General features: G+C 58.3%; 21 protein-coding genes. 13 read left to right on the forward strand and 8 right to left on the reverse strand.

What is annotated here, in order from left to right; genetic code table 11:
• The first annotated feature begins 16 nt into the window (after positions 1–16).
• A complete protein-coding gene (gene fdxA / locus BLU48_RS19495) occupies positions 17–340 on the forward strand; it encodes a ferredoxin FdxA (protein ID WP_046071163.1) in 324 nt (107 codons plus the stop codon).
• Between the two features lie 495 nt (positions 341–835).
• On the opposite strand, the gene apbC is transcribed toward fdxA, so the two are convergent.
• Positions 836–1,930 (reverse strand): iron-sulfur cluster carrier protein ApbC, encoded by a 1,095-nt coding sequence (gene apbC, locus BLU48_RS19500; protein ID WP_057021824.1) that lies wholly within the window; start codon positions 1,928–1,930, stop codon positions 836–838.
• Positions 1,931–2,102: 172 nt separating this feature from the next.
• On the opposite strand from apbC, the gene metG reads away from it, so the two are divergent.
• From metG to BLU48_RS19520, 4 genes are all read left to right on the forward strand, one after another.
• On the forward strand, positions 2,103–4,154 hold the full coding sequence (metG, locus tag BLU48_RS19505) for a methionine--tRNA ligase (RefSeq protein WP_057021823.1): 2,052 nt from the start codon (positions 2,103–2,105) through the stop codon (positions 4,152–4,154).
• Between the two features lie 84 nt (positions 4,155–4,238).
• A complete protein-coding gene (gene rsxB, locus BLU48_RS19510) occupies positions 4,239–5,405 on the forward strand; it encodes an electron transport complex subunit RsxB (protein WP_057021822.1) in 1,167 nt (388 codons plus the stop codon).
• Positions 5,406–5,520: 115 nt separating this feature from the next.
• Positions 5,521–6,159 (forward strand): endonuclease III, encoded by a 639-nt coding sequence (gene nth / locus BLU48_RS19515; protein ID WP_046071159.1) that lies wholly within the window; start codon positions 5,521–5,523, stop codon positions 6,157–6,159.
• A gap of 107 nt (positions 6,160–6,266) precedes the next feature.
• On the forward strand, positions 6,267–6,449 hold the full coding sequence (locus BLU48_RS19520; RefSeq protein ID WP_057021821.1) for a PA3496 family putative envelope integrity protein: 183 nt from the start codon (positions 6,267–6,269) through the stop codon (positions 6,447–6,449).
• A gap of 83 nt (positions 6,450–6,532) precedes the next feature.
• Here BLU48_RS19520 and BLU48_RS19525 read toward each other — a convergent pair whose 3' ends face one another.
• The 3 genes from BLU48_RS19525 to BLU48_RS19535 form a co-directional block, all read right to left on the reverse strand.
• Positions 6,533–7,165: a response regulator transcription factor gene (locus tag BLU48_RS19525; protein ID WP_003188986.1), complete on the reverse strand. Its 633-nt coding sequence runs from the start codon at positions 7,163–7,165 to the stop codon at positions 6,533–6,535.
• A gap of 625 nt (positions 7,166–7,790) precedes the next feature.
• The gene (locus BLU48_RS19530) at positions 7,791–9,008 is read right to left on the reverse strand and encodes an argininosuccinate synthase (RefSeq protein WP_034118348.1); all 1,218 of its coding nucleotides are present in this window, start codon (positions 9,006–9,008) and stop codon (positions 7,791–7,793) included.
• A 129-nt stretch (positions 9,009–9,137) separates the two neighbouring features.
• On the reverse strand, positions 9,138–10,046 hold the full coding sequence (locus BLU48_RS19535; RefSeq protein ID WP_057021820.1) for a flagellar protein MotY: 909 nt from the start codon (positions 10,044–10,046) through the stop codon (positions 9,138–9,140).
• A gap of 157 nt (positions 10,047–10,203) precedes the next feature.
• Here BLU48_RS19535 and pyrC point away from each other — a divergent pair, with 157 nt between their 5' ends.
• Both pyrC and rnt read left to right on the forward strand, forming a co-directional pair.
• The gene (gene pyrC, locus BLU48_RS19540) at positions 10,204–11,250 is read left to right on the forward strand and encodes a dihydroorotase (protein WP_057021819.1); all 1,047 of its coding nucleotides are present in this window, start codon (positions 10,204–10,206) and stop codon (positions 11,248–11,250) included.
• Positions 11,247–11,918, forward strand: coding sequence for a ribonuclease T (gene rnt, locus BLU48_RS19545; protein ID WP_046071155.1), 672 nt, complete (start codon positions 11,247–11,249; stop codon positions 11,916–11,918). Before pyrC ends, rnt begins: the two co-directional genes overlap by 4 nt.
• Positions 11,919–11,985: 67 nt before the next feature.
• On the opposite strand, the gene BLU48_RS19550 is transcribed toward rnt, so the two are convergent.
• Positions 11,986–12,588 carry a peroxiredoxin gene (locus BLU48_RS19550; RefSeq protein WP_003172097.1) on the reverse strand — a complete coding sequence of 201 codons (603 nt, stop codon included), beginning with the start codon at positions 12,586–12,588 and terminating at the stop codon, positions 11,986–11,988.
• Positions 12,589–12,830: 242 nt separating this feature from the next.
• Between BLU48_RS19550 and BLU48_RS19555 the strand changes: the two genes are divergently transcribed.
• Both BLU48_RS19555 and bfr read left to right on the forward strand, forming a co-directional pair.
• Positions 12,831–13,049, forward strand: a complete 219-nt coding sequence (locus BLU48_RS19555; protein WP_017526354.1) for a bacterioferritin-associated ferredoxin — start codon at positions 12,831–12,833, stop codon at positions 13,047–13,049.
• A 200-nt stretch (positions 13,050–13,249) separates the two neighbouring features.
• A complete protein-coding gene (bfr, locus tag BLU48_RS19560; RefSeq protein ID WP_043048827.1) occupies positions 13,250–13,720 on the forward strand; it encodes a bacterioferritin in 471 nt (156 codons plus the stop codon).
• A 63-nt stretch (positions 13,721–13,783) separates the two neighbouring features.
• On the opposite strand, the gene grxD is transcribed toward bfr, so the two are convergent.
• Together grxD and BLU48_RS19570 are read right to left on the reverse strand one after the other, a co-directional pair.
• Positions 13,784–14,122: a Grx4 family monothiol glutaredoxin gene (gene grxD / locus BLU48_RS19565; protein ID WP_005785264.1), complete on the reverse strand. Its 339-nt coding sequence runs from the start codon at positions 14,120–14,122 to the stop codon at positions 13,784–13,786.
• A gap of 86 nt (positions 14,123–14,208) precedes the next feature.
• The gene (locus BLU48_RS19570) at positions 14,209–16,317 is read right to left on the reverse strand and encodes a molybdopterin oxidoreductase family protein (RefSeq protein WP_046071153.1); all 2,109 of its coding nucleotides are present in this window, start codon (positions 16,315–16,317) and stop codon (positions 14,209–14,211) included.
• Positions 16,318–16,752: 435 nt separating this feature from the next.
• On the opposite strand from BLU48_RS19570, the gene argF reads away from it, so the two are divergent.
• Both argF and BLU48_RS19585 read left to right on the forward strand, forming a co-directional pair.
• Positions 16,753–17,673 (forward strand): ornithine carbamoyltransferase, encoded by a 921-nt coding sequence (argF, locus tag BLU48_RS19580; protein WP_057021818.1) that lies wholly within the window; start codon positions 16,753–16,755, stop codon positions 17,671–17,673.
• Positions 17,670–18,713 carry an ABC transporter ATP-binding protein gene (locus BLU48_RS19585; protein WP_057021817.1) on the forward strand — a complete coding sequence of 348 codons (1,044 nt, stop codon included), beginning with the start codon at positions 17,670–17,672 and terminating at the stop codon, positions 18,711–18,713. The genes argF and BLU48_RS19585 overlap by 4 nt, the downstream gene beginning before the upstream one ends.
• Before the next feature lie 81 nt (positions 18,714–18,794).
• Here BLU48_RS19585 and ybaK read toward each other — a convergent pair whose 3' ends face one another.
• Positions 18,795–19,265 (reverse strand): Cys-tRNA(Pro) deacylase, encoded by a 471-nt coding sequence (gene ybaK, locus BLU48_RS19590; RefSeq protein WP_057021816.1) that lies wholly within the window; start codon positions 19,263–19,265, stop codon positions 18,795–18,797.
• Positions 19,266–19,592: 327 nt separating this feature from the next.
• Between ybaK and BLU48_RS19595 the strand changes: the two genes are divergently transcribed.
• Together BLU48_RS19595 and glpK are read left to right on the forward strand one after the other, a co-directional pair.
• The gene (locus BLU48_RS19595) at positions 19,593–20,447 is read left to right on the forward strand and encodes an MIP/aquaporin family protein (RefSeq protein ID WP_057021815.1); all 855 of its coding nucleotides are present in this window, start codon (positions 19,593–19,595) and stop codon (positions 20,445–20,447) included.
• A 74-nt stretch (positions 20,448–20,521) separates the two neighbouring features.
• The gene (gene glpK, locus BLU48_RS19600; RefSeq protein ID WP_057021814.1) at positions 20,522–22,027 is read left to right on the forward strand and encodes a glycerol kinase GlpK; all 1,506 of its coding nucleotides are present in this window, start codon (positions 20,522–20,524) and stop codon (positions 22,025–22,027) included.
• The last annotated feature ends 46 nt before the right edge of the window (positions 22,028–22,073 follow it).

The raw sequence follows: 22,073 nt of genomic DNA on the forward strand, positions 1-22,073 counted from the left end.
GAGGAGAAAATTAGAAATGACCTTCGTCGTCACCGACAACTGCATCAAGTGCAAGTACACCGACTGCGTAGAAGTGTGTCCGGTGGACTGCTTCTACGAAGGCCCGAACTTCCTGGTTATCCACCCGGATGAGTGCATTGACTGCGCCCTGTGTGAGCCGGAATGCCCGGCCGTCGCGATTTTCTCCGAGGACGAAGTCCCGGCGGAGATGCAGGAGTTTATTCAGTTGAACGTCGAGCTGGCGGAGATCTGGCCGAATATCACTGAGAAGAAAGATCCGCTGCCCGATGCCGCGGAGTGGGATGGCAAGAAAGGTAAGATTGCAGACCTCGAACGCTGATAGCGTCGCCGCCCTCCAAAAGGCCCCTTGCGGGCCTTTTTGCGTTTCTGAAGGACGTGTTTTACTTTTCTGCAGGCGAAAAAAGGGGCGGTATGACCCGCCCACATTTTTTCCCTAGTCCCTTTATTCCTTTTTCATCGTCCTGATGAATCGCATCCTGCGACGTTCCCTCAAACCATCGTTCCTTGATGGCTGTGTCAATCCGTGGACACAGGACTGATCTTAGAGAGTTCAATGAGAAGTTCAACGGGATCCAACGTGCGAACTGACACGCGCCCACATCAAAATTAAGATAAATAATTGTTATATTTCAAATAGATAGAAAAAACTCGCACGCATTTGAGACGTACACACCCAGCAAAAAAACCAAACACTTACGAGAAAGTAAGCGAATGCTTACACGCCCAATTGAATAATGCGCGAAGTCGCGTGCTTGACCTGTGAGCGGGCCAAAAAAAGCCCCGACCACGTCGAGGCTTTTGTCCGTCGACTGGATCAGTCGTCGCTGACCGTAATGGTCGGCATCGCCGGGGCAGCTGCTTCCTGCAACACGATGCGCGCCCCCACATGACGGGCCAGTTCCTGATAGATCATCGCAACCTGCCCATCGGGTTCGGCCGCAACAGTGGGTTTACCGCCATCGGCCTGTTCGCGGATATCCATCGACAGTGGCAACGAGGCGAGCAGTTCGACGCCGTATTGTGTCGCGAGCTTCTCACCCCCGCCCTCACCAAACAGATGCTCGGCATGACCACAGTTGGAGCAGATGTGTACCGCCATGTTTTCCACGACGCCCAGCACCGGAATATTGACCTTGCGGAACATCTCCACGCCTTTCCTGGCGTCCAGCAGCGCCAGGTCCTGAGGGGTGGTAACGATCACCGCCCCCGCCACCGGGACTTTCTGCGCCAGGGTGAGCTGGATGTCGCCAGTGCCTGGCGGCATGTCGATTACCAGGTAGTCGAGGTCGCCCCAGGCCGTCTGCGTGACCAGTTGCAGCAACGCACCGGAGACCATCGGCCCCCGCCAGACCATCGGTGTATTGTCATCGGTGAGAAAGGCCATGGACATCACTTCCACGCCCAGCGACTCGATGGGTACAAACCATTTCTGGTCCTTGACCTTCGGCCGCGTGCCTTCGGCGATACCGAACATCACGCCCTGGCTCGGCCCGTAGATATCGGCGTCGAGAATACCCACCCGTGCACCTTCCCGGGCCAGGGCCAGGGCCAGGTTGGCCGCGGTGGTGGATTTACCCACGCCCCCCTTGCCGGAGGCCACCGCCACCACGTTCTTGACGTTGGCCAGGCCCGGGATCTGCGCCTGAGCCTTGTGCGGCGCGATCACACACCGGATGTCGACCTTGGCCGAAGCCACGCCATCCAGGCCCTCGATGCCCATTTGCAACATCTGCGCCCAGCCGCTCTTGAACAGGCCGGCGGCATAGCCCAGCTCCAGTTGTACCGACACCTGGTCACCCTGGACCTCGATGGCACGTACGCAACCGGCACTGACCGGGTCCTGGTTCAAATAAGGGTCGGTGTATTGGCGAAGAACGGCTTCCACCGCTGCGCGATTGACGGCGCTCATGGGCTACTCCCGAAAAAAGACTGACTGAAACAGGCGGCTATCCTAACCGTTCCGGCCGGCGAACGGCATGCTTTCTGAGGCGCCGAAAATTCTGAAACAGCCTCACGGGGTGAAATAAATTTCCCGGCGCTTTATAGTGGCCGACCTCCGTTTCATCAAGTAGCCGAGCCCCATGTCCGAGCCACGCAAGATCCTCGTCACCAGCGCCCTGCCCTATGCCAATGGTTCCATCCATCTTGGCCATATGCTTGAGTACATCCAGACCGATATGTGGGTGCGCTTCCAGAAGCATCGCGGCAATCAATGCATTTATGTCTGCGCGGACGACGCCCACGGTTCGGCCATCATGTTGCGCGCCGAAAAGGAAGGCATCACCCCGGAACAACTGATCGCCAACGTGCAGGCTGAACACAGCGCCGACTTTGCCGAGTTCCTGGTGGACTTCGACAACTTCCACTCGACCCATTCCGAAGAAAACCGCGAGCTGTCGAGCCAGATCTACAAGCGCCTGCGTGACGCCGGGCACATTGCCACGCGCTCGATCACCCAGTATTTCGACCCGGACAAGAAAATGTTCCTGGCCGACCGCTTCATCAAGGGCACCTGCCCGAAATGCGGCACCGAAGACCAGTACGGCGACAACTGCGAAAAGTGCGGTGCCACCTACGCGCCGACTGACCTGAAGAATCCGAAATCGGCCATTTCAGGTGCCACCCCGGTGCTCAAGGATTCCCAGCACTTCTTCTTCAAGCTCCCGGATTTCCAGCAGATGCTGCAAACCTGGACCCGCAGCGGCACCCTGCAGGACGCGGTGGCCAACAAGATCGCCGAGTGGCTGGATGCTGGCCTGCAACAGTGGGACATCTCCCGCGATGCGCCTTACTTCGGTTTCGAGATCCCGGACGAGCCGGGCAAATACTTCTATGTGTGGCTGGATGCGCCGATCGGCTACATGGCCAGCTTCAAGAATCTGTGCGACCGCACGCCGGAGCTGGACTTCGACGCGTTCTGGGCCAAGGACTCCACCGCCGAGCTGTACCACTTCATCGGCAAGGACATCGTCAACTTCCACGCGCTGTTCTGGCCAGCGATGCTTGAAGGCTCGGGCTACCGCAAGCCAACCGGCATCGCTGTGCATGGCTATCTGACGGTCAACGGCCAGAAGATGTCCAAGTCTCGCGGCACCTTCATCAAGGCGCGCACCTACCTGGATCACCTGTCGCCGGAATACCTGCGCTATTACTACGCCTCCAAGCTGGGCCGTGGCGTCGACGACCTGGACCTGAACCTGGAAGATTTCGTACAAAAGGTCAACTCGGACCTGGTCGGCAAAGTCGTCAACATCGCCAGCCGTTGCGCCGGGTTTATCCACAAGGGCAACGCCGGTGTAATGGTGGCGGAAAACGCTGCGCCGGAACTGACTGAAGCCTTCCTGGCGGCCGCGCCAAGCATTGCCGACGCCTATGAAGCCCGCGACTTTGCCCGCGCCATGCGCGAGATCATGGGCCTGGCCGACCGTGCCAACGCCTGGATTGCCGACAAAGCGCCCTGGTCGCTGAACAAGCAGGAAGGCAAAGAAGCTGAAGTCCAGGCGATCTGCTCCACCGGCATCAACCTGTTCCGCCAGTTGGTGATCTTCCTCAAGCCGGTCCTGCCATTGCTGGCCGCCGACGCCGAGGCGTTCCTCAATGTGGCTCCCTTGACCTGGGCCGACCACGCCACGTGGCTCAGCAACCATCAGTTGAACGCGTTCAAGCCGCTGATGACCCGTATCGACCCGGTGAAAGTCCAGGCCATGACCGACGCTTCGAAAGAAGACCTGATTGCCAGCCAGACCGATACCGGGCAATCCTCACCTGCGGGCAATGGCGAACTGGCCAAGGACCCGATTTCCCCGGAAATCGATTTCGACGCCTTTGCCGCCGTGGACCTGCGCGTGGCGCTGATTATCAAGGCCGAAGCCGTGGAAGGTGCCGACAAGCTGCTGCGCCTGACGCTGGACATCGGTGACGAACAGCGCAACGTGTTCTCCGGGATCAAGAGCGCTTATCCGGACCCGTCCAAGCTCGATGGTCGCCTGACCATGATGATTGCCAACCTCAAGCCACGGAAAATGAAGTTTGGCATTTCCGAAGGCATGGTGATGGCAGCTGGCCCCGGAGGCGAGGAAATCTACCTGCTGAGCCCGGACAGCGGCGCCAAGCCGGGTCAACGTATCAAGTAAGTCCAGCAAAATGCCCCGTTTCAACGACGGGGCTTTTCAGCTTGCCCACCTCACAGGGCCGGGCGTCAACGCTATGATCAAAGCATGAACCTCATTCAACGTATCGACGCGCTGCTACCGCAGACTCAATGCGGCAAGTGCGGGCACCCGGGCTGCAAGCCTTACGCCGAGGGTATCGCTAAAGGCGAGGCAATCAACAAGTGCCCGCCGGGTGGGCAAGAAACCATCACTGGGCTTGCGTACTTGCTACGCGTACCGGTGCTGGACCTGGATATCAGCCGCGGCGAAGCACCGGCGCAGATTGCCTATATCCGCGAAGCCGAATGCATCGGTTGTACCAAATGCATCCAGGCTTGCCCAGTGGATGCCATCGTTGGCGCCGCCAAATTGATGCATACGGTGATAATCGACGAGTGCACCGGTTGCGATCTGTGCGTCGCCCCCTGCCCTGTCGACTGCATTGAGCTGCGCCCACTGGTCAGTGTCGTCCCCATAGTGGGTGGCCTGGCGACCAACGATCTCGAGCGCCATGAACGTAGCCTCAAGCGTGATCGGGCACGCAGGCGTTATGAACAACGCAATGCGCGCCTGCAACGGGAAGAAGAACACAAGCTCGCTGAACGCCTGGCACGTTCCGAGCGCTCGGCACCGATGGACACAATACCTGTAGATAACCATCAGGTTGTTCAGGATGCTGCGATCAAGAAAGCCAGGATCACCGTCGCGATGAGCCGCGCCCAGTTGTACAAATCCTTGAAAGCGTTTGGCCATCCACCGACTTTTGAGCAGCAGTCGCAACTGATCGTCCTGCAACGGCAATTCGAAGCTGCGGAGCAGGTGCTGGCCATGCTTGAGGTGGACAGCCCGCCAGCGACAGCAATACCCAAGGACCCAGCACTCAAGCGTGCCAAGATCCAACTGGCCATGCGTCGTGCGGAATTGAAAAAGGCGCGGGAGCAGCGTGCTGACAACCAGCAACTGGCCACATTGAGTGCCGCGTTGACTGCCGCCGAGCACAACCTGCATGAAGCCGAAGCAGCCTCCGAGCAGCCGCGACCGTCTTTGCAGCGCGTGGAAAAACGCCCTATCGACAGCCAACTGCGTCAGTTGAAAACCGCGTTGGCCTACGCTCGCGCTGATGTCAGCAAATTACAACGTCAACCGGCCCCATCTGTGGATGAATTGAACGCCGCGCAGCGAAGGCTGGACGAGGCAGAGCGTCAGCTGCAAGCCCATAGACCGAGCCCATAATGAGTCGGGGGGCTTGCTACGCGACATGGCCGCCACCACATTGATACGTGCCGGGTTTAAGGCCTGGGCTCTTTTTTCAAATGACGTAGACCACCCGCAAGGAATCGCTCTGCCCATGAACGCCGCAAAACGCCTGGAAATTTTCCGCAGGTTTCACGAAGACAATCCGGAACCCAAAACCGAGCTGGCCTACTCCTCGCCGTTCGAATTATTGATTGCGGTGATCCTGTCGGCTCAGTCCACCGACGTGGGCGTCAACAAGGCGACCGCCAAGTTGTACCCGGTAGCGAATACCCCCGCAGCGATTTATGCCCTCGGCGTGGAAGGCTTGTCCGAATACATCAAGACCATTGGCCTGTACAACAGCAAAGCCAAGAACGTGATCGAGACATGCCGCCTGCTAATGGAACTGCACGCAGGCGAGGTACCACAAACGCGGGAAGCCCTTGAGGCCTTGCCGGGCGTGGGGCGTAAGACGGCTAACGTCGTGCTCAATACGGCATTCCGGCAACTGACCATGGCGGTGGACACGCACATTTTCCGCGTCAGTAACCGAACCGGTATTGCACGCGGGAAGAATGTGGTCGAGGTGGAAAAGCAACTGATGAAGTTCGTACCCAAGCCGTATCTGCTCGACTCCCACCACTGGCTGATCCTGCACGGGCGCTACGTTTGCCAGGCTCGCAAGCCACGCTGCGGCAGCTGTCGTATCGAAGACCTGTGTGAATACAAGGACAAGACGTCCGACGATTGAGCGATCATTAGGTTTCTTGATCAGTCGATTGAAAAAATCTTTTTTACCCACTCGCGGTTTATCGCTATAAGGAGCCCCAACGGCAGTCTTAGCCTGGAGTTAACCTTATGAGCACTGGCAAAGAACAACTGGAAGTAGAAGACGACCTCGTTGAGTCGGACGATGATGTGGTAGAGGCACCTGTGGCAGAGGTGGCCAAGACCAATTTGAGCAAACGCCGCACTATCGACAATCTTCTGGAAGAGCGACGCTTGCAAAAACAGCTGGCCGATTACGACTTCGATTTCTGATCGATGCGTCAACGACCGGAAGCCTCCCTGACGGAGGCTTTTTTCTGCCGGTTACACGGGTGTACGAGCGGTGCAATGCCCGCCTAGACCAGGCCGTTGCGCTGGGCCAGTTCGATCAGGTCCACGAGGGAGCGGGCATTGAGCTTGAGTAGCAGGCGAGTCTTGTAGGTACTGACCGTTTTGTTGCTGAGGAACATGCCGTCGGCAATCTCCTTGTTGGTTTTACCACGGGCCAATTGTTGCAGCACCATCATCTCTCGGCCTGAAAGGCGTTCGACCATATCGGCTTCACTGGCGTTGCCCATGGTTGAGCGCACCGAGTTCAGCGCCTGGTTCGGGAAGTAGCTGTAGCCGGAAAGCACCGCCTTGATGGCACTCAACAGTTCTGTCAGATCCTGCTGCTTGCACACATAGCCGGCCGCCCCTGCCTGCATGCAGCGCATGGAAAAATGGCCAGGAGCTTGTGACGTCAGCACCAGCACCTTGAACGATACCGCCTGCTTGGTCGAAGCCAGCCGACAAATAACTTCCAGGCCATCGAGCTTGGGAATTCCTATATCCAGTATGACAATGTCCGGCATATGTTCCCGTGCAAGTTGCAATGCATCGACACCGTTATCAGTCTCGGCAACGACCTCATAACCATGACGCTCCATTAGCATGCGCACAGCAAGACGAATGACGGGATGATCATCCACGATCAGCACTTTATTCATGAGAAAGTCCAATTTCGCTGTTCGAATTATTTAGAGCAAGCACAATAGCCTAGTCGATTGCTAGTTGGCATAGCATTCACCCCCGAGCAACAGTAGGCAGAGACCCACCCCACAAGAAGATAGGAATTAACCTACAAAAAATCGCCAACTTAGAGGTGTGTGGCTTTATGCTTCCTTTCAGACCTTTCTCGACACATACATATTTTGAGTGAAATATCCCCGGCATAAGCTGCAGAAGGTAAACGCGCCGCACATGACTTTCAGGAAATGCCCCTTGTTTCTCGCGATGACGCACGCAAAGTGGCGAGCACATTCCATTTACGTTAGTTCCATTTAACATATTTACACACACTCAAAATTCCTACAGAAAATTCAACAAGTCGCATACCTCCATCACTTACATGAGTGAATTTTCTGTCAGAAATAGTTCCTCCGCAGATGTAAAAAATCATTCATCCTAAAAAATAAAAGACAACAACCGAAATACCTCTTGCAAGTTGCGGAAAAACTTACACAGGCTAAACGCAAATAAACATCAACACCTATTTAACGCTTGCCTACCAATACCCAGGCGAAAAAAAATGGCCCCTTGAACAAGGGGCCATTTTCACAATGCGCCTGACAGTTAGAACAACGAGCGGCCCTTGTTAGCAGCAATACGCATACGCAGTGCGTTCAACTTGATAAACCCGGCCGCATCCGCCTGGTTGTAGGCCCCGCCGTCTTCTTCGAAGGTGGCAATGTTGGAATCGAACAGCGACTCATCGGACTTGCGGCCCGTGACAATCACATTGCCCTTGTACAGCTTCAGGCGCACGACGCCATTCACGTGAGCCTGGGAAGCGTCGATCATCTGTTGCAGCATCAGGCGCTCAGGGCTCCACCAGTAGCCGGTGTAGATCAAGCTGGCGTACTTGGGCATCAGTTCGTCTTTGAGGTGGGCTACTTCACGGTCCAGGGTGATGGACTCGATGGCGCGGTGGGCGCGCAGCATGATGGTGCCGCCAGGGGTTTCGTAGCAGCCACGGGACTTCATGCCTACGTAGCGGTTCTCAACGATGTCCAGGCGCCCGATGCCGTGCTGGCCGCCGATCCGGTTCAAGGTCGCCAGTACGGTGGCCGGGGTCATTTCAACGCCGTCCAGCGCAACGATATCGCCGTTACGATAGGTCAGTTCCAGGTACTGCGGCTTGTCAGGAGCGTTCTCCGGGGAGACGGTCCATTTCCACATGTCTTCTTCGTGCTCGGTCCAGGTGTCTTCCAGCACGCCGCCTTCATAAGAGATGTGCAGCAGGTTGGCATCCATCGAGTACGGCGACTTCTTCTTGCCATGGCGTTCGATCGGAATGCCGTGCTTTTCAGCGTAGTCCATCAGCTTTTCACGGGACAGCAGGTCCCATTCACGCCAAGGGGCAATCACTTTTACCCCTGGCTTGAGGGCGTAGGCACCCAGTTCGAAACGTACCTGGTCGTTGCCCTTGCCGGTGGCGCCATGGGAAATAGCGTCGGCGCCGGTTTCGTTGGCGATTTCGATCAGGCGCTTGGCGATCAGCGGACGTGCGATGGAGGTACCCAGCAGGTACTCGCCTTCGTAGACAGTGTTGGCGCGAAACATCGGGAAGACGAAATCGCGGACGAACTCTTCGCGCAGGTCGTCAATGTAGATCTCTTTCACGCCCATGGCTTGCGCCTTGGCACGTGCAGGTTCGACCTCTTCGCCCTGACCCAGGTCAGCGGTGAAGGTCACCACTTCACAGTTATAAGTATCCTGCAGCCACTTGAGGATCACCGAAGTGTCCAGGCCGCCGGAATACGCGAGAACGACCTTGTTTACGTCGGCCATGCCATCACTCCACGGGTTTGTACGGAAAGGCGTCGATTCTACCGATCAAAACCGTGAAATTACAGGGGCGCGACAGCAAATGAAGATAAAGCGACAGATTATGTCGAGTGGGCGACCGATGGTCGCACCTTATGATGTGGCGGCAGGATTGCTCGGCGCAGTGGCCTGGGATGCCGGTTTCTCGGGGGCCGCTACCCGCTCAAGCTGGATATTCACACGACGGTTGCGGGCGCGGTTGGCCGCATTGGTGTTGGGCGCCAAAGGATAGCTTTCGCCATGAAACCGCAGGGTGATCTGCGATTCCGCGATGCCGTTGGCCTTGAAATAGTCCATCACCGCCAGGGCGCGCCGGCGCGAGACATCGCGATTGGTCAGTCGGTTGCCACTGTTATCCGAATGGCCGTTCAACTCGACGTGATTGACCGTGGGGTCGGCTTTCATGAATGCAAGAATCACCGACAGCTTCTTCTTGGCAGCCGCGTCCAGTTCGATGCCGCCACCGGGGAAGCCGACTTCAGTCTGTTTGACCTGGTCATAATTCATTGGCAGCAGCTTGGTGGTGCACAACTGATAGTCGCTGTAGGCCTTGTTGAACTTCACCGGCAGCAGGCGAATTTCCGAATAACCACCCTCACGTCCGTAATGCCGCACGGTCGGGCTACGCCCCTCGAGCAAGCCGGTGAACAGACGCCCGGCCTGGGCTTGGGAGCTGTTGAACAATACGTCACCACTGCCGACCCGTACGGCGCCGAGGTTGATATCCCCTCGGCCCGGCTGCCAGGGCGCAGCAGCAGCCAACAAAGTCGCCGAACCTGCGCCGAACGAGCCGTTATAGGCCTTCAAGCGAAACGTCGCCTGCTCACCGGCGCGGCGCACGAATTCGCCGGAGCCGAAATCGGTGATCGGCTGGGTCAGGCGGCACTCGAACTGGTCACCTTCTACCTTCCACTCAATATTCTCCAGGCGGGTCTGGAACGTGAGGGCCATCGCAGGCAGGCTGGCGAACACACTGAGCAGGGCTAGATAATGCTGGCGCACGGGAAGGCTCCACTGGTTTCTACAACACTTCAAAGCGTCATACATCGTTAAGGCATACCCGGGAATATCGGTCGCATCCGGCAAAACTTGATAGCGAGTGCCTGCAAGAGTCTTTTCCGGTAGCATTCCCACCAGATTGACCCGCCTGGAATCCCCAATGTCCGACCGCCTGACCCTGCTGCGTCCCGACGACTGGCATATTCATCTTCGCGATGGTGCTGCGTTACCCCAAACCGTGGCCGATGTGGCGCGCACGTTTGGCCGTGCCATCATCATGCCTAACCTGGTACCTCCGGTGCGCAATGCCGCAGAAGCCGACGCCTATCGCCAGCGCATCCTCGCTGCACGACCGGCCGGCAGCCGCTTCGAACCGTTGATGGTGCTCTACCTGACCGACCGCACCCAGCCTGAAGAAATTCGTGAGGCCAAGGCCCGCGGCTTCGTGCACGCCGCCAAGCTGTACCCGGCCGGCGCGACCACCAACTCCGATTCCGGCGTGACCAGCATCGACAAGATCCTGCCAGCCATCGAAGCCATGGCCGAGGTGGGCATGCCGCTGCTGATCCACGGGGAAGTCACCCGTGGCGACGTGGACGTTTTTGATCGCGAGAAGGTCTTCATCGACGAGCACATGCGTCGCGTGGTCGAGCTGTTCCCGACCCTGAAGGTGGTGTTCGAGCACATCACCACGGCCGATGCCGTGCAGTTCGTCACCGAGGCTTCGGCCAATGTGGGCGCGACCATCACCGCCCATCACCTGCTCTACAACCGCAACCACATGCTGGTGGGCGGGATTCGGCCGCACTTCTACTGCCTGCCGATCCTCAAGCGCAACACCCACCAGGTGGCGTTGCTGGACGCCGCCACCAGCGGCAACCCGAAGTTCTTCCTCGGCACCGACTCCGCGCCCCATGCCCAGCACGCCAAGGAAGCCGCCTGCGGTTGCGCCGGTTGCTACACGGCGTTCGCCGCTATAGAGCTGTATGCCGAAGCGTTTGAACAGCGCAATGCCCTGGACAAACTCGAGGGCTTCGCCAGCCTCAATGGCCCGCGTTTCTACGGCCTGCCGGCAAATACCGACCGCATCACCCTGGTTCGTGAAGACTGGACCGCCCCTGCCAGCCTGCCATTCGGCGAGCTGACTGTTATCCCGCTGCGCGCCGGTGAAACACTGCGCTGGCGCCTGCTGGAGGAAAGCAAGTGAGTGAAGACCATTACGACGACGAACAAGAGCACAGTGGTGGCGGTTCCCGTCACCCGATGGCCGAGCGATTTCGCGGCTATCTGCCGGTTGTCATCGACGTAGAAACCGGTGGTTTCAATTGCGCCACCGACGCCTTGCTGGAAATCGCCGCTACCACTATCGGCATGGATGAACACGGTTTTGTGTTCCCGGAACATACCCACTTCTTCCGCGTCGAGCCATTCGAAGGCGCCAATATCGAAGCGGCAGCCCTGGAGTTCACCGGCATCAAGCTCGACCATCCGCTGCGCATGGCGGTGAGCGAAGAAGCGGCGCTGACCGATATCTTCCGCGGTGTGCGCAAAGCGCTGAAGGCCAATGGCTGCAAACGCGCGATCCTGGTGGGCCACAACAGCAGTTTCGACCTGGGCTTCCTGAATGCCGCCGTGGCGCGACTGGACATGAAGCGCAATCCGTTTCACCCGTTCTCCAGCTTCGACACCGCCACCCTTGCCGGTCTGGCGTATGGCCAGACCGTGTTGGCCAAAGCCTGTCAGGCGGCCGGTATCGACTTCGACGGCCGTGAGGCTCACTCGGCCCGCTACGATACCGAGAAGACTGCCGAGCTGTTCTGCGGCATCGTCAATCGCTGGAAGCAGATGGGCGGCTGGGAAGACTTCAGCGATTGAAGTTGAACCCCGCACATAAAAAAACCGGCCCTCTCAGGCCGGTTTTTTTGTGCCGTGAAACGGGCGCTTACAGCTTGCCAGCGTTCTCGGTCAGGTAAGCAGCAACACCTTCTGGCGAAGCGTTCATGCCCTTGTCGCCTTTTTTCCAGTTGGCAGGGCAGACTTCACCGTGCTCTTCGTGGAATTGCAGGGCGTCGACCAGGCGAATGAGCTCTTCCATGTTACGACCCAGCGGCAGGTCGTTGATGATCTGCGAGCGAACGACGCCCTTGTCGTCGATCAGGAACGCGCCACGGAAGGCCACGCCGCCTTCGGATTCAACGTCGTAGGCCTTGGCGATGTCATGCTTCATGTCGGCAGCCATGGTGTATTTGACTTTGCCGATGCCGCCATCATTGATGGCAGTGTTGCGCCAAGCGTTGTGGGTGAAGTGGGAGTCGATGGAAACAGCCACTACTTCTACATTACGCGCCTTGAAGTCGTCCATGCGGTGGTCCAGGGCGATCAGCTCCGAAGGGCAGACGAAGGTGAAGTCCAGCGGGTAGAAGAAGACCAGGCCGTATTTGCCTTTGATGGCTTCGGACAGTTTGAAGCTATCAACGATTTCGCCATTGCCGAGGACGGCTGGGACGTCGAAATCCGGGGCTTGTTTACCGACGAGTACGCTCATTGGATATCTCCTGATATGGGATGACGATTGAAGCAAAAGGACCGGTCGAGTCTGCCTGTAGAATCCGACAGAAACATGACGCAATCACGCTTCGTGAAGACCGTCCATCATACACTGAAAAAACCGTTCGTCAGCGCATGGGCAATGCGCGGCAGATCGTTGATGAAACTACTTTGACAATCATTCTCGTTAACATTAAGATCCATCGCACTTAAGCCTTAAACCCGCGACGGTTCTCCCTTATGTATGTCTGCCTCTGCACTGGCGTCACCGACGGACAAATCCGCGAAGCAATCTACGAAGGTTGCTGCAGCTACAAAGAAGTGCGTGAAACCACCGGCGTTGCCAGTCAGTGTGGTAAATGTGCGTGCCTCGCCAAGCAAGTGGTACGGGAAACCCTGACGCAGCTGCAAACAGCCCAGGCCGCGCTCCCCTACTCGACAGAATTTACACACGCCTGAAAAGGCTGTTTTAAAGAACCGGACCTAGTGTCCGGTTTTTTTATGCCTGTAATTCAATTAGTTAGCACCAAGACGCGGAACACAAACATTCTTATTCCGATTAATTTTCATTTATTATTCAATAACTTAGGTTTGACACTAGGATTTCCACCGCTCAGACTCTGCCCTATACACAGCTATTACAGGGCAGGACCCCAGTCATGAAAGGCGACATCTCAGTCATCCAGCAACTCAACAAAATCCTTGCCAATGAACTGGTCGCGATCAATCAGTACTTTCTGCATGCGCGCATGTACGACGATTGGGGCCTGGAAAAGCTTGGCAAGCGCGAATACAAAGAATCGATCAAGGCCATGAAGGACGCCGACGCGCTGATCAAGCGCATCCTGTTCCTGGAAGGCCTGCCGAACGTGCAGGACCTGGGCAAGCTGAACATCGGCGAGCATACCCAGGAAATGCTCAGCAGCGACCTGGGCTTTGAGCGCAAGAGCCATAGCGACCTCAAGGCCGCCATCGCCCATTGCGAAACCAAGGGCGACTTCGGCAGCCGTGAACTGCTGGAAGACATCCTGGAAGACCAGGAAGAGCATATCGACTGGCTTGAAACCCAGCTGGGCCTGATCGACAAGGTCAGCCTGGAGAACTACCTGCAATCGCAGATGGGTGAATAACTCCTAGCGTACAAAAAAGCCCCGCTCTCGTATTGAGAAGCGGGGCTTTTTATTGCCGGTCAATCAAGCTTCAGTCTTGGCTGCCGCTTTTTCCGCTGCGTCTTTGATCAGCGCTTGCAGCGAACCATCGGCTGCCATTTCAGTGATGATGTCGCTGCCGCCAACCAGCTCACCGGCTACCCACAGTTGCGGGAAAGTCGGCCAGTTGGCGTATTTAGGCAGGTTGGCGCGAATTTCCGGATTCTGCAGGATATCCACGTAGGCGAACTTCTCACCACACGCCATGATGGCCTGGGAGGCTTTTGCGGAAAAACCGCACTGAGGAGCGTTAGGCGCGCCCTTCATGTAGAGCAGAATGGTGTTGTTGGCAATCTGGTCTTTGATCGTTTCGATGATATCCATGGAACACCTCGGCTGGAACTTTGCGACTCACAGGTCGGCACGGTGGCGCATTGTAACGCAAAATCCCAGCGCGGTGCTCGGGCACCTCACGCCGCTGCCACTTGCACCGGCACGCCATTAAGCGCGGCGTTACCCGACAACTCGTCCAACTGCCGCTCGTCGGTCAAGTCATTGGCACTCGCCCCGGGCTGAGCACTGGCGATGCTCATTTGTACGCCCGGGCGGCCATGCCCCCAGCCATGAGGCAGGCTGACCACGCCCGGCATCATGTCCAGGCTGGCCAACACGTCCACTTCGATCATGCCGATGCGCGAACTCACCCGCACCCGTTGACCGTCATTGAGCTGTCGCCTGGCGAGGTCGTCAGGATGCATCAGCAATTGATGGCGTGGCTTGCCCTTCACCAGCCGATGGTAATTATGCATCCAGGAATTGTTACTGCGCACATGACGCCGGCCGATCAGCAGCAGCTCGTCGGCCACCGGCACCGGCTGCGCCTCGAAGCGCGCCAGGTCAGCGAGGATCACAGCCGGTGCCGCCTGGACCTTGCCATCGACAGTCTTCAAACGCGCTGCGAGATTGGCCTTGAGCGGCCCCAGGTCCACACCATGGGGATGATCGGCCAACATCGCCACCGATAGCTTATGACTGGATGCATCACCGTAGGCGCCTGCGCGCAGCCCGAAATCGATCATCTGTGCCGGAGGCAGGGTTGGCTTGAGCGCTACGCCGGTCTGCGCCGCGAATGCCTTGGCCAAGCCGACAAAGATCTCCCAGTCATGCAGCGCCCCCTCGGGCTTGGGCAGGATCGCACGGTTGAAGCGGGTGACATTGCGCACCGCGAACATATTGAAGGTGGTGTCGTAGTGATCGTTTTCCAATGCAGAGGTGGACGGCAGGATCAGGTCGGCATAACGCGTGGTCTCGTTGATATAGAGATCGACGCTGACCATGAACTCCAATCCATCCAGCGCCTGCTCCAACTGGCGACCGTTGGGCGTCGACAGCACCGGATTGCCGGCCACTGTCACCAGCGCGCGGATCTGTCCTTCGCCTTCGGTGAGCATTTCCTCGGCCAGGGCCGACACCGGCAACTCTCCACCGTATTCCGGGCGCCCGGACACACGGCTCTGCCAGCGATTGAAATGGCCGCCACCAGTCGAGGCCACCAGGTCGACCGCCGGGCTGGTGCACAGCGCACCGCCCACGCGGTCGAGATTGCCAGTTACCAGGTTGATCAACTGCACCAACCAGTGACACAGGGTGCCGAACGCCTGGGTCGAGACGCCCATTCGGCCGTAGCAAACGGCTTTGTCAGCGCCAGCGAAATCGCGGGCCAACTGCCGAATCTGCTCGGCAGGCACCGCACACTGGCGACTCATTGCCTCGGCGCTGAAGCCGACAATTGCTCGGCGCACGTCTTCCAGCCCTTCAACTGGCAAATGGCTGTCGCGGGTCAGCCCCTCAGCGAACAAGGTGTTGAGCAGCCCGAACAACAGCGCCGCGTCGCCTCCGGGGCGTACGAACAAGTGCTGGTCGGCGATGGCGGCTGTCTCGCTGCGCCGAGGGTCGACCACCACCACTTTGCCGCCACGCGCCTGGATGGCCTTGAGGCGTTTTTCCACGTCCGGCACGGTCATTATGCTGCCGTTGGAGGCCAGCGGGTTGCCGCCGAGAATCAACATGAAGTCGGTATGGTCGATGTCCGGAATGGGCAGCAACAGGCCATGGCCGTACATGAGGTGGCTGGTGAGGTGATGGGGCAGTTGGTCGACCGAGGTGGCGGAAAAGCGATTGCGCGTTTTCAATAGCCCGAGAAAGTAGTTGCTGTGGGTCATCAACCCATAGTTGTGCACGCTGGGGTTGCCCTGATACACCGCCACGGCGTTCTGCCCGTGCCGGGCCTGGATGCTTGCCAGCCGTTCGGCCACCATGGCAAACGCTTCATCCCATGCGATCGGCTGCCATTCGCTGCCGACCCGCAGCATCGGCTGGTGCAGGCGGTCCGGGTCGTTCTGGATATCCTGCAGGGCCACGGCCTTGGGGCAGATGTGCCCGCGACTGAAACTGTCCAGGGGGTCGCCCTTGATCGAGGTAATCGCCAGGCTGCCATCGTCAGCCTGGGTGGTTTCCAGGGTCAGGCCGCAGATGGCTTCGCACAGGTGGCAGGCACGGTGATGGAGAGTCTTGGTCATGGCCAGTCTCTTTTATAGGGGCTTTGGCTTAACTATGGGCGGCGAGCTGCCAGCGCGCCAGCAACCTTCGTGCTGTGAATCGGTGGGCATAGGCCAAGGCATGGCTAAGCATGAGTAAATGTTTCAGAAATCCTCCACCCATTGGCTAAAACCGACGCTACCTGGCTTGGGCCCGCCTCGGCGCATTGCAAAAGGCCTCGGCGCCAGTGTACAAATGACCCGCTGCTGTCAGGAAATCGTCTTCAAACGCGCGTCAGCGCCCTGCTTGAACACCCCTAAAAACCGTAGCCCTATTGGTAAGACGCGACATTTAATGTCAATATCGCGCCTTCCCCTATTTCGTCGCCCCGTGCGGCTTCCGCCGCAGGTCTCGCCCGTTGTCACAATAAACAAGGCTTTGAGTATCTGCGGTCTGTTGCAAAAAGGTAGTTAATGATGAGCGCAAGGCACTTTCTCTCCCTGATGGATTGCACGCCCGAAGAGCTGGTCAGCGTGATCCGTCGAGGCATTGAGCTTAAAGACCTGCGTAACCGCGGCGTACTGTTTGAGCCTTTGAAAAACCGCGTACTCGGGATGATTTTCGAGAAATCCTCGACGCGTACACGCCTGTCGTTCGAAGCTGGCATGATCCAGCTGGGCGGCCAGGCGATTTTCCTGTCACCGCGTGATACCCAACTGGGCCGCGGTGAGCCGATCAGCGATTGCGCCAGGGTCATGTCACGCATGCTCGACGCGGTGATGATCCGTACCTTCGCCCACAGCAACCTGACTGAATTTGCCGCCAACTCCCGCGTGCCAGTGATCAATGGCCTGTCCGATGACCTGCACCCCTGCCAGTTGCTGGCCGACATGCAAACCTTCCTCGAACACCGGGGCTCGATCCAGGGCAAGACCGTGGCCTGGATCGGCGACGGCAACAACATGTGCAACAGCTATATAGAAGCGGCGATCCAGTTCGACTTCCACCTGCGTATCGCCTGCCCTGAAGGCTACGAGCCGAGCACCGAGTTCATGGCCAAGGCCGATGGCCGTGTGCAATTGCTACGCGACCCCAAGGATGCCGTAGTCGGCGCCCACCTGGTCAGCACCGACGTCTGGACCTCCATGGGCCAGGAAGACGAAACGGCAAAGCGCCTGGCCCTGTTCGCGCCGTTCCAGGTGACCCGTGCCCTGCTCGATACGGCCGCGCCCGACGTGCTGTTCATGCATTGCCTGCCTGCCCACCGTGGCGAAGAAATCAGCCTCGACCTGCTCGACGACCCACGTTCGGTGGCTTGGGACCAGGCCGAGAACCGCCTGCATGCGCAAAAAGCCCTGCTGGAATTTCTCGTCGAACCGTCGTACCACCACGCATGAGCCAGCCACTCCTGCTGAACCTGCGCAATCTGGCATGCGGCTATCAAGATCAACGGGTGGTGCAGAACCTCAACCTGCACCTCAATGCCGGCGACATCGGTTGCCTGCTCGGTTCCTCGGGGTGCGGCAAGACCACCACCTTGCGCGCCATTGCCGGCTTTGAGCCGATACACGAAGGCGAAATCAGCCTGGCGGGTGAAGTCATCTCCAGCGCCGGTTTCACCCTGGCACCCGAGAAACGTCGTATCGGCATGGTGTTCCAGGACTACGCTCTGTTCCCGCACCTGAGCGTGGCCGATAACATCGGCTTCGGTATTCGCAAACATCCGCAAAAGGATCGCGTAGTTGCCGAGTTGCTGGAACTGGTGAATCTGAAGGATCTGGGAAAGCGGTTCCCCCACGAGCTTTCCGGCGGCCAGCAGCAACGTGTCGCCCTCGCCCGCGCCTTGGCGCCGGAGCCACAATTGTTGCTGCTGGACGAACCTTTTTCCAACCTGGATGGCGAACTGCGCCGCAAGCTCAGCCACGAAGTGCGCGATATCCTCAAGGCGCGGGGCACCAGTGCGATCCTCGTCACCCATGACCAGGAAGAAGCGTTCGCCGTCAGTGACCATGTCGGCGTGTTCAAGGAAGGTCGCCTTGAACAGTGGGATACGCCCTACAACCTTTATCACGAACCGCAGACGCCCTATGTCGCCAGTTTTATCGGCCAGGGCTATTTCATCCGGGGTCAATTGAACTCGCCCGAGTCAGTGAGCACCGAGCTGGGTGACCTGCGTGGTAATCGCGCCTATACCTGGGCCATCGGCGGCGCGGTGGATGTTTTGCTGCGCCCGGATGATATCGTCTACGCGCCGGACAGCGCATTGAAAGCTCGGATCGTCGGCAAGACGTTCCAGGGAGCCTCGACCTTGTACCGGTTGCAACTGCCAACGGGTGCACAGCTGGAATCGATTTTCCCCAGCCATGTTGATCAACAGATGGGGACGGATGTGGGGATTCGAGTGGCTGCCGAGCATCTGGTGCTGTTCCAGGCGTAAGCAGCTTCCTGAGGAAGCCGGGTTAAACATGTGGGAGGGGGCAAGCGCCCTCCCACATTTGGATTGTAACAGGGCTGAAAGTCAGGCCCGGCCAATCGGCGCGAATTTGGCCTGGGTATGTTCAGCCAGCACTGCTGCGGGTAACTCCACCTCCAGCCCCCGCCGTCCCGCACTCACAAAAATCGTTGCAAAGGGTTGCGCCGTTTCGTCGATAAACGTACGCAGGCGCTTCTTTTGTCCCAGTGGGCTGATGCCGCCCAACAGGTAACCGGTGGAACGCTGAGCCGCCGCCGGATCGGCCATTTCGACTTTTTTCACGCCCGCCGCATGAGCCAGCGCTTTCAAATCAAGACTTCCGACGACCGGCACCACCGCCACCAACAATTCGCCTTTCTCACTGCTCGCCAGCAGCGTCTTGAACACCTGCGCGGGGTCGAGGCCCAATTTTTCCGCGGCCTCCAGGCCATACGAAGCTGCCTTCGGATCATGTTCATAACTATGGATGCGATGTTCGGCGCGAACTTTTTTCAACAAATCCAATGCGGGCGTCATGGAGTCTCCGGGCAGGGAAAACAGGTGCCCAATTCTAGGCCAAGCGCAGGCAAAACGCTCTAGTTCAAGCGCTGCTGGCGCACAGGCCAAACCTAACCAACGAGATCATTCACCAGACCAATAGTTAGAAAGTGACTGGCGGTTCACTTTCGACCTTTGACAGCGGTCATTCTTGTCTATATTTTTTCGTTTCCGAATACTGTAGGAATACTCCTCAGTACTCCAGCAGTAAGCCGCGACCCAGGATGGGGATCCTTGTCACGGTGAAAATCGCGCAACCGCCCGCTGAGGCAGTGCGCCAGACAAGAACAACAATCGAGGTTTTCCATGACAACTGCTCTTCAACAGCCTTCACTTTCGAGCCAATGCATGGCCGAATTCCTGGGGACCGCGCTGCTGATCTTCTTCGGTACAGGATGTGTCGCCGCGCTCAAGGTCGCGGGTGCGAGCTTCGGCCTCTGGGAAATCAGTATTATCTGGGGGATCGGCGTGAGCATGGCGATCTACCTGAGTGCCGGTATTTCCGGGGCTCACCTCAACCCGGCGGTCAGTATCGCCCTGTGCATTTTTGCCGATTTTGAAAAGCGCAAACTGCCCTTCTATATTCTTGCCCAGATCGCCGGCGCCTTCTGCTCCGCCGCCTTGGTATATACGCTTTATAGCAACCTGTTTTTCGATTACGAACAAACCCACCATATGGTCCGCGGCTCCCAGGCCAGCCTGGAACTGGCATCCGTGTTCTCCACCTATCCCCATGCACTCCTGAGCACCGCCCAGGCATTCCTGGTGGAAATGGTCATCACCGCGATCCTGATGGGCGTGATCATGGCCCTTACCGATGACAACAACGGCCTGCCACGCGGCCCGCTGGCCCCGCTGCTGATCGGCTTGCTGATCGCCGTGATTGGTAGCGCCATGGGCCCGCTGACCGGCTTTGCGATGAATCCGGCACGGGATTTCGGACCCAAGCTGATGACCTTTTTCGCCGGTTGGGGTGAAATGGCCTTCACTGGTGGCCGCGACATTCCTTATTTCCTGGTGCCGATTTTCGCCCCGATTGTCGGCGCATGCCTCGGCGCCGCAGCCTATCGCGGGCTGATTGCCCGCCACCTGCCAAGCGCCGCACCTGTTATAGCTGAAACACCTGACACGGCTGTCAACGGCAAGACCCGTATTTCCTGAAAGCGCCAGCCTGGTCCCCTGCCCTTCGCGGCCCAGGCTGATTTCTGACTTCCTTATTTCGTAAGGCACCTGACATGACCGACATTCAGAATAAGAACTACATCATTGCCCTTGACCAGGGCACTACCAGTTCCCGGGCGATCATCTTCGATCGTGACGCCAACGTGGTGTGCACCGCCCAGCGTGAATTCACCCAGCATTACCCGCAAGCCGGCTGGGTCGAACATGACCCGATGGAAATCTTTGCCACCCAGAGCGCGGTGATGGTCGAAGCGCTGGCGCAAGCCGGCCTGCACCATGACCAGGTCGCCGCCATTGGCATCACCAACCAGCGCGAGACCACCGTAGTCTGGGACAAGATCACCGGCCGCCCGATCTACAACGCGATCGTCTGGCAGTGCCGCCGCAGTACCGAAATCTGCCAGCAGCTCAAGCGCGACGGCCACGAGCAGTACATCAACGACACCACCGGGCTGGTCACCGACCCCTACTTTTCCGGCACCAAACTCAAGTGGATCCTCGATAACGTTGAAGGCAGCCGCGAGCGTGCACGCAATGGCGAACTGCTGTTCGGCACCATCGATAGCTGGCTGATCTGGAAGTTTACCGGCGGCAAGACCCACGTCACCGACTACACCAACGCCTCGCGCACCATGCTCTTCAACATCCACACCCTGGAGTGGGATGCGAAGATGCTGGAGATTCTGGAGGTGCCGCGGGAAATGCTGCCGCAAGTGAAGTCTTCCTCCGAAATCTATGGCCGCACCAAGAGCGGCATCGCCATCGGCGGCATCGCCGGTGACCAACAAGCCGCGCTGTTCGGCCAAATGTGCGTGGAAGCCGGCCAGGCCAAGAACACCTACGGCACCGGCTGCTTCCTGCTGATGAACACCGGCGACAAGGCAGTGAAATCCAAGCACGGCATGCTCACCACCATCGCCTGCGGCCCACGCGGTGAAGTGGCCTACGCCCTTGAAGGCGCGGTCTTCAACGGCGGTTCCACCGTGCAATGGCTGCGTGACGAGCTGAAAATCATCAATGACGCCCACGACACCGAATACTTTGCCGGCAAGGTCAAGGACAGCAACGGCGTGTATCTGGTCCCGGCTTTCACCGGGCTGGGCGCGCCTTATTGGGACCCGTATGCCCGTGGTGCGCTGTTCGGCCTGACTCGCGGCGTACGCGTGGACCACATTATTCGTGCAGCCCTGGAGTCGATTGCCTTCCAGACCCGCGATGTACTCGACGCAATGCAACAAGATTCTGGCGAACGCCTCAAGGCCCTGCGTGTGGATGGCGGTGCGGTTGCCAACAACTTCCTGATGCAATTCCAGGCCGACATCCTCGGTACCCAGGTCGAACGCCCGCAAATGCGCGAAACCACTGCCCTCGGCGCTGCCTACCTGGCCGGCCTGGCGTGTGGCTTCTGGGGCAGCCTGGACGAACTGCGTGGCAAGGCGGTGATCGAGCGCGAATTCGACCCCCAACTGGACGAAGCCGCCAAAGAGAAGCTCTACGCCGGCTGGCAAAAAGCGGTGAGTCGCACCCGTGATTGGGAACCTCACGAAGGCGCTGAATAGGCCGATCGCGAGCTCCATATAGGGTTGTAACTGGCAGGGAGCGGAT

It is taken from the genome of Pseudomonas synxantha, assembly GCF_900105675.1.
Taxonomy (GTDB): domain Bacteria; phylum Pseudomonadota; class Gammaproteobacteria; order Pseudomonadales; family Pseudomonadaceae; genus Aquipseudomonas; species Aquipseudomonas synxantha.